Genomic DNA, 15,230 nt, shown 5'->3' with positions numbered 1-15,230 from the left:
CAGCCGACCGCGGGACCGCAAGCCGAGGACCAGCCGGGAAACCGGCGCGGCACGGCGAACAGCGGACCAGCCGGACGCGAGGTGGTGACGGGACGGTCAGCCGGCCCCGTCGCGGCGGCGGGATGCCGGGTCGGGGGTGAACTGGTGGGCCGCCGACAGGGTTCGGGTGGACCAGCGCATCGCGTCCAGGGACAGGCCCGCCAGGTCGTCGCCGGCCGGCTCGCCGTCCTCGTACGCCCGCACGGCCAGCATCACCCGGCCCAGCCGGCCGGTGCCCCGGGTGACCGCGTCGGACACCTCGGTGGTGAGCGGCAGCTGTTCGGCCATCGCTGCCGGTGTCATGTCCATCAAGCCGGCCATGCCGGTGACCAGGCCGGCCACGAAGGCGGCGCCCGGGTCGGCGCCGAACCGTGGGGCCAGGTTCTCGCAGAGCCGGGCGTGGGTGAGGGCGGTCAGGAGTTGTTCCTCGGGGGCTTCGGCCACGTCGTCGACCACCATCAGGGTCGCCCAGCGGCGGATCCGGTTGAGGCCGACCAGCATGACCGCCTGGCGTACCGAGGAGATCCGGCTGACCACGCCGGCCGCGACCGAGTTGCTGACCCGCAGGACGCGCAGGGCCAGGGCCGGGTCGCTGACGATGATCGCGGTGACCTTGTCCATGGGCACGTCGGGGGACATCAGGGCGGCGACGAGTTCCAGGCGCCGGAGCCGGGACGGCGACAGGCTGGGGGTGCTGAGCACCTGGGGGCGGCTGAGCGCGTACCCCTGCCGCAGCTCCATCCGGTAGTGGTCGGCGATGGCGACCTGGGCGTCGGTCTCGAGGCGTTCGGCGACCAGGGCGATTCCGGGGTATTCGCGGCAGGCGGCCACGATCTCGTCGAGCCGGCTGAGGTCGCCGTCGAGCAGGTCGAGTTTGACGAAGGAGGCGAGGCCGAGGAGCTGTTCGTGGCCGGAGCCCCAGACGAAGTCGTCGAGGGCGATCCGGTAGCCGGCTTCGGAGAGCGCGGTGAGCCCGGCGATCACCTCGTCGTCGACGTCGACGGTCTCCAGGACTTCGAGGACGACCTGTTCGGGGCCGAACGGCAGGGGCAGCCGCCCGGTCACGAACTCGCGGGTGAGGTTGATGAAGCACGGCCGGTTGCCGGCCACCTCGGCGATGCCGAACTCGGTGAACGCGTTCACCATCACGGTGCTGGTGGCGTAAGTGTCCTGACGCCCGGAGGCGACAGCGTCCATACGGCCGCGGAAGAGGAGCTCGTAGGCGACCACGACACCGTTGGCGTCGAAGATCGGCTGACGGCCCACATGTACCGCGTCCAACACCGGGATTCCCACGCCGGTGCCATCGGCACGGCAAATGCCCGACTTAACCATTCGGCCCAGCGAACAAACCTGGAAACAAGACCGAAACGGAGGCTTCCCCGGGCCCGCTCCGCCGTGCTTGGCTGAGGCGGCCGCCGCAGATCACCGGTAAGAAGGGTGCCACCGCATGCTCAATCTCTCCGTTCTCCTGGAGGACAGCGCCCGCCGGCACCCGGACCGCGCGGCCGTGGTGCTCGGCCCGGCCCGGCTGACTTACGCGCAGGTGGACGCGGCGGCGAACCAGGTGGCCGCCCTGCTGGTGGACCGTGGCGTCAAGCCGGGTGACAAGGTGGCGCTGACCTGCCCGAACCTGCCGTTCTTCCCGATCGTCTACTACGGCATCCTGAAGGCGGGCGCGGTGGTCGTACCACTGAACGTCCTGCTCAAGGGCCGGGAGATCGCGTACCACCTGAGGGATTCGGGCGCGAAGGCCTACTTCTGTTTCCAGGGCACCCCGGAGCTGCCGATGGGCGCCGAGGGTTTCGCCGGGTTCGCCGAGACGGAGGGCGCCGAGCACTTCTTCCTGATCACCGCGGATCCGGCGGCGGAGAGCCCGATCGAGGGCGCGGAGACGATGGGCGCGGCGATCGCCGCGAACCGGACGCCGGTGACGGGCGAGACGGTCCTGCGGGAGGAGACCGACGCGGCGGTCATCCTCTACACCAGCGGTACGACCGGGCAGGCCAAGGGCGCCGAACTCTCCCACGCGAACCTGATCCTGAACGCGCTGACCTGCAACCGGCTGTTCAACAGCCAGCCGGCCGCCGACACGCACCTGCTGGTGCTGCCGCTGTTCCACTCGTTCGGCAGCACGGTGAACATGAACGCCGGTTTCGCCACCGCGGCCACTCTGGTGCTGCTGCCCCGTTTCGAGCCGAACGCCGCGGTCCAGCTGCTGGAGAAGGAGGACATCACCTTCTTCGCCGGCGTACCGACGATGTACTGGGGTCTGCTGAACGCGCTGGGCGAGGGCGTGGACGTGGAGCGGATCGCCGGGAACATGCGGGTGGCCGTCTCGGGTGGTTCCAGCCTGCCGGTGGAGATCATCAAGGCGGTGAAGGAGCGGTTCGGCGTCACCATCCTGGAGGGGTACGGCCTGTCCGAGACCTCGCCGGTGGCCACGTTCAGTGACCCGCACAGTGAGCCCCGCCCGGGTTCGATCGGTATCCCGGTCTGGGGTGTCGAGGTGAAGCTGATCGACCCGGAGTGGAACCGGATCGACGGCCCGGACACGATCGGCGAGATCGCGATCCGGGGTCACAACATCTTCCGCGGCTACATCGGCCGGCCGGAGGCGACCGCCGAGGTGATGCGGGACGGCTGGTTCCGTACCGGCGATCTGGCCCGGCGGGACGCGGACGGCTTCTACTACATCGTCGACCGCGCCAAGGACATGATCATCCGGGGTGGTTTCAACGTCTATCCCCGGGAGATCGAGGAGGTGCTGATCACCCACGAGGCGGTCTCGCTGGCCGCGGTGATCGGGGTGCCGCACGAGAGTCACGGCGAGGAGGTCAAGGCGTTCGTGATCCTCAAGCCGGGCGCCGCCGCCACCGAGGACGAGATCGTCGCCTGGGGCCGGGAGCAGATGGCGTCGTACAAATACCCGCGAATCGTGAAGATCGTCGATTCGCTGCCGATGACGGCCACCGGAAAGCTGCTGAAACGCGAGCTCAACTGACGCAGGAACCGGTAAATCTCCGACGCCCGGCGGTTACCGCCGGGCGTCCGGCGTTCGTAGACTCCCCCTCGATCGCTTGCATCCGTAACGCACAGTGGACGTGCGATCCCACAGCGAGAGGGCATCATAGTGACAGCGGTTCAGGCGCCACCACGGGTGGCGTTGCGACAACTCGCCGATCTGCGGCACACCTCGCCCGGCCGGCTCCGACTGCTGCTCGCCGTCCTGCTCGTCCTGGCGACCCTGGCCGGGCTGGTGACCGGCCTGACCGCCCGCTCGGCCATCACCGGCACCGCCGACCTGCGCGACCGGGTGCAGCCGCTGCTCGCCGAGGCCGAGACGGTCCACTCGGCGCTGGCCGACGCGGACACCACCGCCGCGCTCGCCTTCATCACCGGCGGCCTGGAGCCGAAAGATCTGACCGACCGTTACGACCGGGATCTGGCGGACGCGTCGGCCGCCCTGACCGCGGCCGCGAGCCGGGTGCCGGAGGGCAGCCGGGCCGCCGAGGCGATCCGGGCGGTCAGCACCGGGCTGACCGACTACGCCGCGCTGATCGCCACCGCCCGCACCCTCAACCGGCAGGGCAAGCCGCTCGGCGCCTCCTACCTGTCGACCGCCTCCACCCTCAACCGGGACACCCTGCAGCCGCAGGCCGAGATCCTGACCGCGGAGGCCCGCGACGAGGCCGAGGCGGGTTACCGCAGCGCCCGCAGCACCTGGTGGCTGACGCTGCTGACGGTGCTGCTGGTGGCCCTGGCGGCGGCGCTGGTGGTGACCCAGGCGCACCTGAGCCGGAGCACCCGCCGCACCTTCAACGTGCCGCTGCTCGTCGCGTCCGGGCTCACCGTGCTGCTGGTGGCCGGCTGCGCGCTGGTCTTCGCGCGTCAGCGGGCCGAGCTCGGCGCCGCCGACAAGGACGGCTCGGCCCCGGTGGAGACGCTGGCCGAGATGCGGGTCCTGGTGCTGCGGGAGCGGGCCAACGAGGCGCTCACCCTGGCCGCCCGGGCCGGCAGCGGCGCCCTGGAGAAGGAGTTCCAGGCGATCAGCCCGCGGGTGTCGTTCGACGGCCCGGAGCTGGACCCGGTGCGTGACCTGGCAGGCACCGCGGCCGGGCAGCATTCCGGCTATCTGAGCCTGCATGAGAAGATCCGGGACCTGGACGACAACGGCGACTACGAGGGTGCTGTGGAACTGGCCGTCGGTGAGCAGACGCGGGACGCGTTCGACCAGCTCACCGCCACGCTGGACGCGGCGTCGGCGGACCGCCGGGCGGCGTTCGACGCGGAGATCGCCTCCGCCGGGCGGGGGATGGGCGCGCTCACCGTGCTGGGCCCGCTGCTGGCCCTGGTGATCTGCCTGTTCGCGGTGTTCGGCCTGCGGGCCCGGCTGGAGGAGTACCGATGACGCGGACCCGTCTGGCTCTGGTCTCGGCGGTGGCCCTGCTGGCCGGCCTGACCGCCTGCACCGACACGCCGCGGAGCCGGGAGACGAGCGCGGCGGAAGCAACGGTGACACCGGAGACGCCGGCGTCCCCGGCCGCTCCGGAGACCTGCGACGCCCGCGCCAGTTTCCGGCCCACCAAGGGCCTGACGATGCCGGCCGGCAGCCACATGCGCACCATCCGGGAGCGCGGCCGGCTGATCCTCGGCACCACCCAGGACACCCTGCTGTTCAGCTCACGGGACCCGTTCACCGGCCGGATCGAGGGCTTCGACGTCGACATGGGCCGGGAGATCGCGCGGGCGATCTTCGGCGATCCGGGCAAGCTGGAGATCCGGGTGGTGCCCCGGGCCACCCGGGTGGACGCGGTCAAGAACGGTGACGTGGACCTGGCGATCAGCACGATGACCACCAACTGCGCCCGCTGGGAGCAGGTCGACTTCTCCACCGTCTACTTCGAGGCGGGCCAGCGGGTGCTGGTCGGCAAGGATTCGGCGGTGACCCGGATCGAGGACCTGGGTGAGCGCCCGGTCTGCGCGGCCACCGGCTCCACCTCGCTGGACAACATCGGCAAGGTCAGCACCGGGCCGGTCCCGGTGGCCCGCGCCGACTTCGGCCAGTGCCTGGTGGCCATGCAGCTGGGCGAGGTCGACGCGGTCTCCACCGACGACACGATCCTGGCCGGGCTGGCCGCCCAGGACCCGTACGCCAAGGTCGTCGGTCCGCGTTTCACCTCCGAGCCGTACGCGATCGCGGTCGGCAAGGACCACCGCGAGTTCACCGAGTTCGTCAACGCGGTGCTGGAGCGGCTGCGCGCCGACGGCACCTGGAAGTCGATCCACGACAGGTGGCTGAAGGCCTCCGGCCCGGCCCCGGCACCACCGGCGGCGAAGTACCGATGAGTGCCACGACCGCCGCCGACACCGAGCTGGCCCGGCTGACCGCCGCCGTCACCGCGATCGCCACCAACCTGGTGGAGCTGGATCAGAACCCGGACCGGCAGGAGCTGGGCCGGATCAAACTGACCGGTGGCACCGCGACCGCGTGGGCGGACGCCGGGGACGCCCTGGCCCGGCTGTGGCAGGGGCACCGGCAGCTGACCGAGGTGATCGCGCGGGCCGGGGCGCTGCGCGGGCAGCGCCGGATGAGCGACGCCGACCGGGCCGCCTACCAGCACGAGGTGCTCGGGAAGTCGATCACGCTGTCCACCGCGACGGTGCCGCTGGCGCAGCGCGGTCTGCTCGGCGCCGGCCAGGTGGTCTCCACCTGCACCCCGGCCGAGCTGCTGTCCGCGATGGAGGCGTCGTTCACCACCGCGGTGGCCGTGGTGACCGGTGCCGGGGAGGCGTGGCGGCGGGGCATGCCGGCGGCCGCCGAGGCCGCCGACGCGGTGCAGCGGGCCCGGGACCTGACCCGGCAGACCGCGGCCGGCCTGGCCACCGAGGCGGACCGGCTGCTCGACGACGCCGACCGGCGGCTCGGGGAGATCACCCGGGTGCTGCTGTCCGACCCGCTGGGCGCCGACCTGTCCGGGCTGACCCGGGTGACCGAGCTGGTGGCGCGGGCGGACGCGGAGCGCACGTCGGCGGCCGAGCTGCGGGCCTCCCTGGCGCAGCGGCTGCGCGACGCCCGCTCGCTGCTGACCGAGGTCGACGCGGCGCAGCGGGCGGCCGACGACGCGCGCGACGCCGCGGTGGGCCGTTTCCCGGACGACCGGATCATCACGGTACGCGGTACCGACCCCCGCCCCGAGCTGGCCGCGGTGGACGCCCTCGCCGCGGCCGGGCACTGGGCGCTGATCAGTCCCCGGCTGTCGGCGTGGCGCCGGCAGGCCGACGAGCGGCTGGCCTCGCTGCGGGCCGCGCGGGCGCACAACGCCGGGCTGCTCAGCGAACGCAACGAGTTGCGCGGGCGGCTCGACGCGTACCGGGCGAAGGCTCTCGGCCGGGGTCTCGGTGAGGACACCACCCTCAGCCCGCTGGCCCGGACCGCTCATGATCATCTGTACCGGGCCCCGTGCGATCTCGCCGCGGCACGGGCCGCCGTCGACGCGTACCAGGACGCGCTCTCCGCCACCATCGCCGCCCGGGAGGCCCGATGACCAGCTGCCAGCGTGACAACTGCGCCGGCTCGATCGAGGACGGCTACTGCGACACGTGCGGGCTGGCGCCCGCGGTGAAGGCGGCGCCCGCGGCCAAGACGGCGTCAGCGGCCAAGGCGGCGCCCGCGGTGGAAGCCGACGACGGCCGATGCCACCGGCCCGGCTGTGACGGGACGATCGAGGACGGCTACTGCGACACCTGCGGGCTGGCCCCGGCCGCCCGGCCGGTGATGAACACCGGCTCGACCCGGAGCAGCGCCCTCTCCGCCCGTACCCGCGGAAGCTCCCGGACCGGCAGCTCCCGCACCGGTTCGGCCCGCCGCTTCGGCGGCGGCCTGGTGGACATCGCGCCGATCCGTCAGGCGGACCCGGCGACCGCGGTGATGGCCGTGGCCGAGGTGCCGGAGTCGAGCCGTTACTGCGCCAAGTGCCGCGGCGAGGTCGGCCGCTCCCGGGGCGACCGCCCGGCCCGCGCGTCCGGGTTCTGCCCGGCCTGTGGTGAGGCGTTCAACTTCACCCCCAAGCTGGCCAAGGGCGACCGGGTCGGCGGGCAGTACGAGGTGGTCGGCGCGCTGGCGCACGGCGGCCTGGGCTGGATCTACCTGGCCGTGGACCGCAACGTCTCGGACCGCTGGGTGGTGCTCAAGGGCCTGCTCAACTCCGGTGACGAGGACGCCCTGGCGGCGGCGGTGGCCGAACGCCGGTTCCTGGCCGAGGTCGAGCACCCGAACATCGTCAAGATCTACAACTTCGTCGAGCACGACGGCGCCGGTTACATCGTGATGGAGTTCGTCGGCGGTAAGTCGCTCAAGGACGTGCTCAAGGAACGCCGGGGCGCCGGCCCGGTGGACCCGCTGCCGGTGGACCAGGCCCTGGCGTACGTGCTGGAGATCATGCCGGCCTTCGGCTACCTGCACGAGCGGGGCCTGATCTTCTGCGACTTCAAGCCGGACAACGTGATCCAGTCCGGTGACCAGATGAGGCTGATCGACCTCGGCGGCGTCGTGCACATCGACGACCAGGATGCCGCGATCTACGGCACGATCGGCTACCAGGCGCCGGAGATGGCCACTCTGGGGCCGTCGCCGGAGTCCGATCTCTACACCATCGGCCGGACCCTGGCGGTGCTCACCACCGACTTCCGGGGCTACCAGACGACGTTTGTGGACAGCCTGCCGGACCGGGACGAGTTCGAGGCGTACCGCCGGCACGAGTCGTTCTACCGGCTGCTGCTGCGGGCCACCCGCACCGACCGGGACGAGCGGTTCGCCGACGCCGCCGAGATGGCCGAGCAGATGCTCGGAGTGCTGCGGCAGGTGCTCGCCGCCGGGGGCACCCCGCATCCGGCGATCTCCCGCTGGTTCACCGGGGAGCTACGCGCCGATCTGCGCGACGACCGGGCCCGCTGGCAGGACCTGCCGACCCCGCTGGTCGATCTCAGCGACCCGGCGGCCGGCCTGCTCGCCTCGATCACCGCGGCCGACCCGAAGACGGTGCTGGCCCAGCTGTCCAGCGCGCCGCAGGACTCGGTGGAGGTGCGGCTGCGGCGGCTGCGGGCGTACGTCGACCAGGGTGACGCCGCCCAGGCCGCCGAGGTCCGCGACGAGCTGGCCGGCGAGTCGGCGGACTGGCGGATCGACTGGTACGACGGCCTGCTCGCGCTCTCCACCAGCGATTTCGCGCGGGCCCGGCAGCGGTTCGACGCGGTGTGGTCGGCGCTGCCCGGCGAGCTGGCCCCGCAGCTGGCCCTCGGGGTGACCGCCGAGCTGACCGGGGACGCGGCCGGCGCGTGCGCCCACTACGACGTGGTGAGCCGGACCGATCCGGCGTTCACCACGGCGGCGGCCGGGCTGGCCCGCTGCCGGCTGGCCGACGGGGACCGGGCCGGGGCGGTGGAGGCGTACAACCGGGTGCCGGGCACCTCGTCGGCGTACCCGAGTTCGCAGATCGGCGCGATCCGGGCGCTGGTCCGGGCGCACCGGTCGGCGGTGGTGGACGTGGACTCGCTGGCCGCCGCGGCGGGGCTGATCGCCCGGCTGGAGGTGGAGGCGGCCCAGCTGGCCACGCTCCGGGCCGAGCTGCTGGAGCAGGCGCTGCGGACGCTCGGCGGTGGCACCGCGATCGACCCGCCGGTGCTGGCCACGGTGATCGGCGGGGCCCCGGCGGAGAGGATGCCGGAACGTGACGTGCGGTTCGCGCTGGAGGCGGCGTACCGGGAGATGGCCCGGGCCACCCACGGCGCGGAGAAGATCCGCCTGGTAGACCTGGCGAACGCGGTACGCCCGCGGACGCGTACGTGAGAGAGGCGGGAACCGCACCGATGACCGTGATCGAATGCACCTCGTGCGAGGAGGAGCGCGCCGGCGGCGCCTCCTTCTGCGAGGCGTGCGGGCGTAAGCTCGCCGAAACCGCCTCCTCCGCGGCGGAGAAGTCCGGCGCGGAGGAGGAGACCCCCGTGGCGGAGACGGCCGGCGGGGGCCGGAAGGACTGTGCGCGCTGCGGGGCAGCCGGCTCCGTGGGCGACGACGCGTACTGCGGGGAGTGCGGCATGATGGCCGGCCGATCGCGTGATCATCTGGAGGCGGACGGGGGCCCGTCCGGCGCGGCGGTCAGCGACCGTGGCCGCCGGCACCACCGCAACGAGGACGCCATGTGGCTGGCGGTCGGCTCGCAGGCCGCCGACGTGGTGGTCTGTGACGGGGTCTCGGCCTCGTTCGACCCGGACGCCGCCTCGGACATCGCGGTCCGGGCGGCCGGGGAGCTGCTGGCCGGCGCCCGGCACCCGGACGAGCCGTCGCCGGCCGACGCGGGCAACCCGGACGAGACCGCCGATCTGGAGGGGCTGGAGCGGCCGCTGGGCGCGCTGGGCCTGGCCGGGGCGGTCTCGCACGCGATCGCCGGCGCGGCGGCGGCGGTGGCGTCGCTGGCGCACACCGGTGATCCGCGCCGGGCCGCCGCGAACCCGGCCTGCACGATCGTGGCGGCCGCGGTCCGTGGCCCGCATGTCGGGTACGGCTGGGTGGGCGACAGCCGGATCTACTGGCTCGGGCCGCAGGGCCCGGCGCAGCAGCTCACCGAGGACGACTCGTGGGCCACCCACGTGATCGCGATGGGCGTGGATCCGGTCACCGCGATGAACGATCCGAAGGCGCACGCGATCACCGCGTGGCTGGGCGCGGACGCCGGGCCGGTGGCCCCGCGGGTGCGCTCGTTCACCGCCGCCGAGCCGGGTCATCTGATCCTGTGCAGTGACGGTCTGTGGAACTACCTGCCCGACGCGGCCGATTTCGGGTCGGTCGTGCGGGACTGTCTGGAGACCGCCAACTCCCTGCTGGGGGCCACCCGGGCGCTGGTCGCCTACGCCAACGCGGCGGGTGGCTCGGACAACATCACGGTCGCGCTGATCCCGGTGCGCCCGGCCGATTCCCCGGCCGACGAGGCCGGTACCCCCGATCCACAGACCACTGAGCTGGCGTAAGGAGTCCCGAGAGTGTCTTACACCGCCGAGGCCTTCCAGAACGAGTACCTCGCCCTGGGCGCGACCGAGGTCAACGCGATCGTGACGGTCACGTCGACCGGTGGCGAGGGCGGCCGCCGGACCGGCGGCGCCACCGAGATCATCATCGTGGACGCGTCCGGGTCGATGCAGGCCGAGGGCCGGATCGCGGCCGCCCGGCAGGCCGCGAAGGCCGCCGTGGAGTGCATCGACGACGGCGTGAACTTCGCGATCATCGCCGGGGTGAGCACCGCCCAGCAGCTGTTCCCGGCGCCGGGGCAGCTGGCGGTCTCCTCGCCGGAGAGCCGGGCGCAGGCGGCGTACGCGATCGACCGGCTGCAGGCCAACGGCGGCACCGCGATGGGCGCGTGGCTGCTGCTGGCGGCGCAGTTGTTCGCGCAGCGGCCGGGCGACATCAAGCACGCCATCCTGCTGACCGACGGTGACAACGGTGAACGGCAGGGCTATCTGGAGACCGTGCTGGAGCAGGTGAAGGAGCAGTTCGTCTGTGACTGCCGCGGGGTCGGCGCCAGCTGGAAGGTCGCCGAGCTGCGCAAGATCGCCGACAAGATGCTGGGCACCGTCGACATCGTCGCCAAGCCGGCCGAGCTGACCGCCTCGTTCCAGCAGATGATCACCGCCGCGATGGGCAAGACCAGCGCCGACGTGCAGCTGAAGGTGTGGACGCCGGTGAACAGCACGGTCCGGTTCGTCAAGCAGGTGGAGCCGCTGGTGGCCGACCTGACCGGCAAGCGGGCCGAGGACGGGCCGCGGGCCGGCCGCTATCCGCTGGGCTCGTGGGGTCAGGAGAGCCGCGACTACCACATCTGCGTGGACGTGCCGGCCGGCGCGTCCGGTGACGAGATGCTTGCTGCCCGGGTGCACGTGATGGAGGGCGACACCGAGCACGCCCGCTGCCTGGTCCGGGCGGTGTGGACGGACGACACCGCGCTGTCCACCAAGATCAACCGTCAGGTCGCGCACTACACCGGGCAGGCCGAGCTGGCCGACGCGATCCAGGCCGGGATCGCCGCCCGGGAGGCCGGTGACGAGCGGACCGCCACCATCAAGTTCGGGCGGGCCGCGCAGCTCGCGCACGCCAGCGGCAACAAGGCCACCGAGGACCTGCTGTCCAAGGTGGTGGAGATCGAGGACGCGGCGACCGGCACGGTCCGGATGCGCCGCAAGGTGGCCGCCGAGGACGAGATGGCCCTGGACACCCGCTCGACCAAGACCGTGCGGGTGGGGCGGGGGCAGTGAGCACGTACCCCTGTCCCAAGGGTCACGCCTCCGGCGAACCCGACTTCTGCGACACCTGCGGCACCCGGATCGAGGGCGCGGCCCCGGCCGCCGTCCTGGTCCAGGCGCCGCCGGCCGCCACCACCGCGCCGCCCAAGGAGAAGTGCCCGAACTGCGGTTACCCGCGCAGTGGCCCGTTCCGCTTCTGTGAGGACTGCGGCTACGACCACAACACCGGGCGGGTGCCGCAGATCGACACCCCACCCCCGGCGGCGGCGCCGGCCGGGCCGTGGACCGCGACGGTGGTGCCCGATCCGGAGTATTTCGCACTCAACGACATCGAGGGCGTCACCTTCCCGGCGGGCACCCTGCCGCAGACCGTGACGCTGGTGCCGCCGCAGGTGCGGATCGGGCGCAAGAGCACGTCGAAGGGCACCGACCCGGAAATCGATCTGGCCGCCGAGCCGTCCGACCCGGGTGTCTCGCACAGCCACGCGCTGCTCACCCTGAGCATCGACGGCGCGTGGCTGGTCTCCGACATCGGCTCGTCCAACGGCACCTGGATCAACGACGAGGACCAGCCGCTGGGCGCGGGCCAGTCCCGCTCCCTGAAGGACGGCGACCAGGTGCACGTCGGCGCCTGGACGACGATCACCCTGCACGCCCCGGCCTGACACCCGTGTGGTGATCTGCGGCGCGCTCCGCGCCGCAGATCACCACACGGTCACGGTTTCAGGACCGCGAAGGCCGTGTCGACCACCGCGGCGTCCCGGCCGGACAGGGCGGCGCCCGGGCCGGGCACGGTCCGGCCGTCCAGCCCCCGGTAGCAGCCGCCGGCCTCGGTGACGATCAGCGAGGTGGCGGCGAAGTCCCAGATCTGGCCGCCGGTCTGCAACGACAGGTCGAGGTCGCCGCGGGCCACCAGCAGGGCCGGCTGCAACGCCCACTCCCGCTCGTCGGCGGCCTCGAACAGGGCGGCGAACGGCTCCCGGCCCCAGCTCGGCACCACGCCCAGGGTCACCTCGGCGAGCGCCGGGGACGGACCGGGCGCCACGTGGATGCGCTGCCCCGACGAGATCCGGCCGTCCAGGACGGCCGCCTCGAAGGCGCCCTCGCCACGCACCGCCCACCAGATCCGGCCCTGGGCCGGGACCATCGCCACTCCGACGGTGATCTCACCGTGGTCCTCCAGCGCGATCAGGATCAGCCAGCGGTCGTCGCCCTCGACGAACAGGTGGGTGCCGTCGATCGGGTCGATGATCCAGCGGCGGCCCTCGGTGCCCAGGGTCTCGCCGTGCTCCTCGCCGAGGATGGTGTCCCCGGGCCGGGCGGCGGTGAGCACCTCGCGTATCCGGTCCTCGACGGCCCGGTCGGCGGCGGTCACCACCGAGCCGTCCTTCTTCAGCTCGCGGGGTAGCCCGGCGAGCGCCGCGAAGTGCCGCAGGGCCTCGGTCGAACCGGAGAGCGCGGCCTCCAGGGCCAGCTGTAGGTCGTCTGCCACGGTTCCATCCTGCCGGTACCGGGTACCGGGGGTTGTCCGGTGACGTGGAAAGTTCATGACAGTATCAAAGTAACGATGCGTACTCAGATCACCAGCGGGGTCGTCTTCACCACCCCGGCGAGCCTCCCCCGGGGCCGGCACGTGCTGCCCCGGGAGCAGATCGTGGCCGCCCAGCGGGAGCGGATGCTGATCGCCGCCACCGAGCTGCTGGCCGGCGAGGGCTACCGCGGGTTCGGGGTGCGGGAGATCTGCGCCCGGGCGGCGGTGTCCCGGGCCGCGTTCTACGAGTGCTTCACCGACAAGGACGCCTGCGTGCATACGGCGTACGACCGGTTCATCGCGGTCTTCCTGGACCGGCTGGCCGCCAACTCCGGCGACGACTGGGCCGGGTGCGTGCGCGACTTCGTGGGCTCCTACCTGGGCACCCTGCAGGCTGATCTGGTCGCGGCGCGGGCCTTCCAGGTGGAGATGGACGCGCTGGGCCGGGCGGCCCGGGAGCGGCGCCGGACCGCCCTGACACATCTGGCCGGATTCATCCGGGACCTACGGACCAGACGATTTCCCGGTACGGGTGAGCCCGCCCCGCTGAGTGCCTACATCGGCGCGATCTACGCCCTCCGGCAGATCGCCTCCGACGCCCTCGACGCCGAGGACGAACCGGATCTGATCGCGCTGGTTCCCGAACTGTCCGACTGGCTCTGCCGGATGGTCGACTCCGAGGAGACCGCATGACGACGTGTACCGCCCCCGACCACGAGCAGCGGCTGCTGACCGAGCTGCGCGAGGACACCCCGGCGTCGTTCGGGGCGATGTTCCTGGCCCGCTCCGCCCGTACCCCCGAAGCAGTCGCCTACCGCCGCCCCGCGGACGACGGCGAGTGGCCCGCCCAGACCTGGGGACGGACCGCGGAGGCGGTCCGGGAGATCGCCGCCGGCCTGATCGCGCACGGCCTGCGCCCGGAGGACCGGGTGGCGATCGCGGCCACCACCAGCGTCACCTGGATCGAGGCGGACTTCGGGGTGATGTGCGCGGGCGGGGCGACCACCACCGTCTACCCGTCGTCGTCGCCGGAGGAGGTCGAGCACATCCTCACCGACTCGGGCAGCCGGTTCGCCTTCGCCGAGGATGCGAAGCAGCGGGACAAGGTCGCCGCGCACGTGGAGCGGGTGTTCCTCTTCACCGAGCTGGACGAGCTGCGGGCCCGCGGCCGGGCGGCCCTGGCCGGGGACCCGGAGCTGGTGGACCGGGCCACCGCCGCGGTCCGGCCGGACCAGCTGGCCACCCTGATCTACACCTCCGGCACCACCGGCATGCCGAAGGGCGTGCGGATCGAGCACCGCGCCTGGGTCTACCAGGGCCTGGCCATCCAGGCGATGGGGATCGTCCGGCCGGACGACGTCGGCTACCTGTGGCTGCCGCTGTCGCACGCGTTCGGCAAGGCGCTGCTGGCCTGCCAGATCTCGGTCGGTTTCGAGTTCGCGGTGGACGGCGACACCAGCCGGATCGTGGACCGGCTGGCCGAGGTGCGCCCGACCATCATGCCGGCCGTGCCACGGATCTTCGAGAAGGTGTACGCCGGGGTGCGGGCCCAGGTCGGCGGCGGCCTTAAGGGCCGGCTGTTCGGGCTGGCGGTCCGGGCCGGGCACGGCAACCCGCTGGCCGACGTGCTGCTGTCGAAGGTGCGGGCCCGGTTCGGCGGCCGGATGCGCTACTTCATCTCCGGCGCCAGCGCCCTGGATCCGGGCATCGCGGCCTGGTTCGGCCGGATCGGCCTGCCGATCGCCGAGGGGTACGGCCTGACCGAGTCCTGCGCCACCACGGTGTTCAACCGGCCGGACGATCCGGAGTACGGCACGGTCGGCCGCCCGCTGCCCGGCACCGACGTGCGGATCGCCGAGGACGGCGAGGTGATGCTGCGCGGGCCGGGGATGATGAGCGGCTACCACGGCCGGCCGGGCGGGCTGGTGGACGGCTGGCTGCCCACCGGTGACATCGGCGAGATCACCGCCCGTGGCTCGCTGAAGATCACCGACCGGAAGAAGGACCTGATCAAGACCTCCACCGGGAAGTACGTGGCCCCGTCCACGATCGAGGCGAAGTTCAAGGCGCTGTGCCCGAAGGTGGGCCAGGTGCTGGTGCACGGCGACAAGCGCAAGTTCGTCTCGGCGCTGATCGATCTGGACGAGGGGGTCGAGCGCACCCCGGAGGTGGAGGCCGAGATCGCCGCGTGTGTCGAGGAGCTGAACGGCCGGCTCAACCCGTGGGAGGCGATCCGCAAGTACGTGATCCTGGACGAGCACATGGACGTGGCCAGTGGCCTCCTCACCCCGTCGATGAAGTTGCGCCGCCGGGTCGCCGAGGACCGTTACCGGTCGCAATTGGACGCTCTCTACGCGTAGGGTCCGCT

General features: G+C 72.6%; 12 protein-coding genes. 10 read left to right on the top strand and 2 right to left on the bottom strand.

What is annotated here, in order from left to right; genetic code table 11:
• Positions 1 to 96: 96 nt before the first annotated feature.
• A complete protein-coding gene (locus ACQ0O7_RS23895; RefSeq protein WP_430784410.1) occupies positions 97 to 1,323 on the bottom strand; it encodes an EAL and HDOD domain-containing protein in 1,227 nt (408 codons plus the stop codon).
• 166 nt (positions 1,324 to 1,489) lie between these two features.
• Between ACQ0O7_RS23895 and ACQ0O7_RS23890 the strand changes: the two genes are divergently transcribed.
• The 8 genes from ACQ0O7_RS23890 to ACQ0O7_RS23855 all read left to right on the top strand — a co-directional run bounded on the left by ACQ0O7_RS23890 (position 1,490) and on the right by ACQ0O7_RS23855 (position 11,996).
• Positions 1,490 to 3,043 carry a long-chain-fatty-acid--CoA ligase gene (locus tag ACQ0O7_RS23890; protein ID WP_430784409.1) on the top strand — a complete coding sequence of 518 codons (1,554 nt, stop codon included), beginning with the start codon at positions 1,490 to 1,492 and terminating at the stop codon, positions 3,041 to 3,043.
• A 129-nt stretch (positions 3,044 to 3,172) separates the two neighbouring features.
• A complete protein-coding gene (locus ACQ0O7_RS23885; protein ID WP_430784408.1) occupies positions 3,173 to 4,450 on the top strand; it encodes a hypothetical protein in 1,278 nt (425 codons plus the stop codon).
• Positions 4,447 to 5,388 carry a glutamate ABC transporter substrate-binding protein gene (locus tag ACQ0O7_RS23880; RefSeq protein WP_430784407.1) on the top strand — a complete coding sequence of 314 codons (942 nt, stop codon included), beginning with the start codon at positions 4,447 to 4,449 and terminating at the stop codon, positions 5,386 to 5,388. Before ACQ0O7_RS23885 ends, ACQ0O7_RS23880 begins: the two co-directional genes overlap by 4 nt.
• The gene (locus ACQ0O7_RS23875; protein WP_430784406.1) at positions 5,385 to 6,587 is read left to right on the top strand and encodes a hypothetical protein; all 1,203 of its coding nucleotides are present in this window, start codon (positions 5,385 to 5,387) and stop codon (positions 6,585 to 6,587) included. The genes ACQ0O7_RS23880 and ACQ0O7_RS23875 overlap by 4 nt, the downstream gene beginning before the upstream one ends.
• Positions 6,584 to 8,887: a tetratricopeptide repeat protein gene (locus ACQ0O7_RS23870; protein WP_430784405.1), complete on the top strand. Its 2,304-nt coding sequence runs from the start codon at positions 6,584 to 6,586 to the stop codon at positions 8,885 to 8,887. Before ACQ0O7_RS23875 ends, ACQ0O7_RS23870 begins: the two co-directional genes overlap by 4 nt.
• A 20-nt stretch (positions 8,888 to 8,907) precedes the next feature.
• Positions 8,908 to 10,065: a protein phosphatase 2C domain-containing protein gene (locus ACQ0O7_RS23865; RefSeq protein WP_430784404.1), complete on the top strand. Its 1,158-nt coding sequence runs from the start codon at positions 8,908 to 8,910 to the stop codon at positions 10,063 to 10,065.
• 12 nt (positions 10,066 to 10,077) lie between these two features.
• Positions 10,078 to 11,343 (top strand): VWA domain-containing protein, encoded by a 1,266-nt coding sequence (locus ACQ0O7_RS23860; protein ID WP_430784403.1) that lies wholly within the window; start codon positions 10,078 to 10,080, stop codon positions 11,341 to 11,343.
• A complete protein-coding gene (locus ACQ0O7_RS23855) occupies positions 11,340 to 11,996 on the top strand; it encodes an FHA domain-containing protein (RefSeq protein WP_430784402.1) in 657 nt (218 codons plus the stop codon). The genes ACQ0O7_RS23860 and ACQ0O7_RS23855 overlap by 4 nt, the downstream gene beginning before the upstream one ends.
• A gap of 50 nt (positions 11,997 to 12,046) precedes the next feature.
• On the opposite strand, the gene ACQ0O7_RS23850 is transcribed toward ACQ0O7_RS23855, so the two are convergent.
• Positions 12,047 to 12,823 carry an inositol monophosphatase family protein gene (locus ACQ0O7_RS23850; RefSeq protein ID WP_430784401.1) on the bottom strand — a complete coding sequence of 259 codons (777 nt, stop codon included), beginning with the start codon at positions 12,821 to 12,823 and terminating at the stop codon, positions 12,047 to 12,049.
• 75 nt (positions 12,824 to 12,898) lie between these two features.
• On the opposite strand from ACQ0O7_RS23850, the gene ACQ0O7_RS23845 reads away from it, so the two are divergent.
• Positions 12,899 to 13,555, top strand: a complete 657-nt coding sequence (locus tag ACQ0O7_RS23845; RefSeq protein WP_430784400.1) for a TetR/AcrR family transcriptional regulator — start codon at positions 12,899 to 12,901, stop codon at positions 13,553 to 13,555.
• Positions 13,552 to 15,222, top strand: a complete 1,671-nt coding sequence (locus ACQ0O7_RS23840; RefSeq protein WP_430784399.1) for an AMP-dependent synthetase/ligase — start codon at positions 13,552 to 13,554, stop codon at positions 15,220 to 15,222. The genes ACQ0O7_RS23845 and ACQ0O7_RS23840 overlap by 4 nt, the downstream gene beginning before the upstream one ends.
• Positions 15,223 to 15,230 lie beyond the last annotated feature (8 nt).

Origin of the sequence: Actinoplanes sp. G11-F43 (assembly GCF_050589265.1) — a bacterium.
Lineage (GTDB): Bacteria > Actinomycetota > Actinomycetes > Mycobacteriales > Micromonosporaceae > Actinoplanes.
This window is presented reverse-complemented; position numbering and strand designations above follow the sequence as displayed.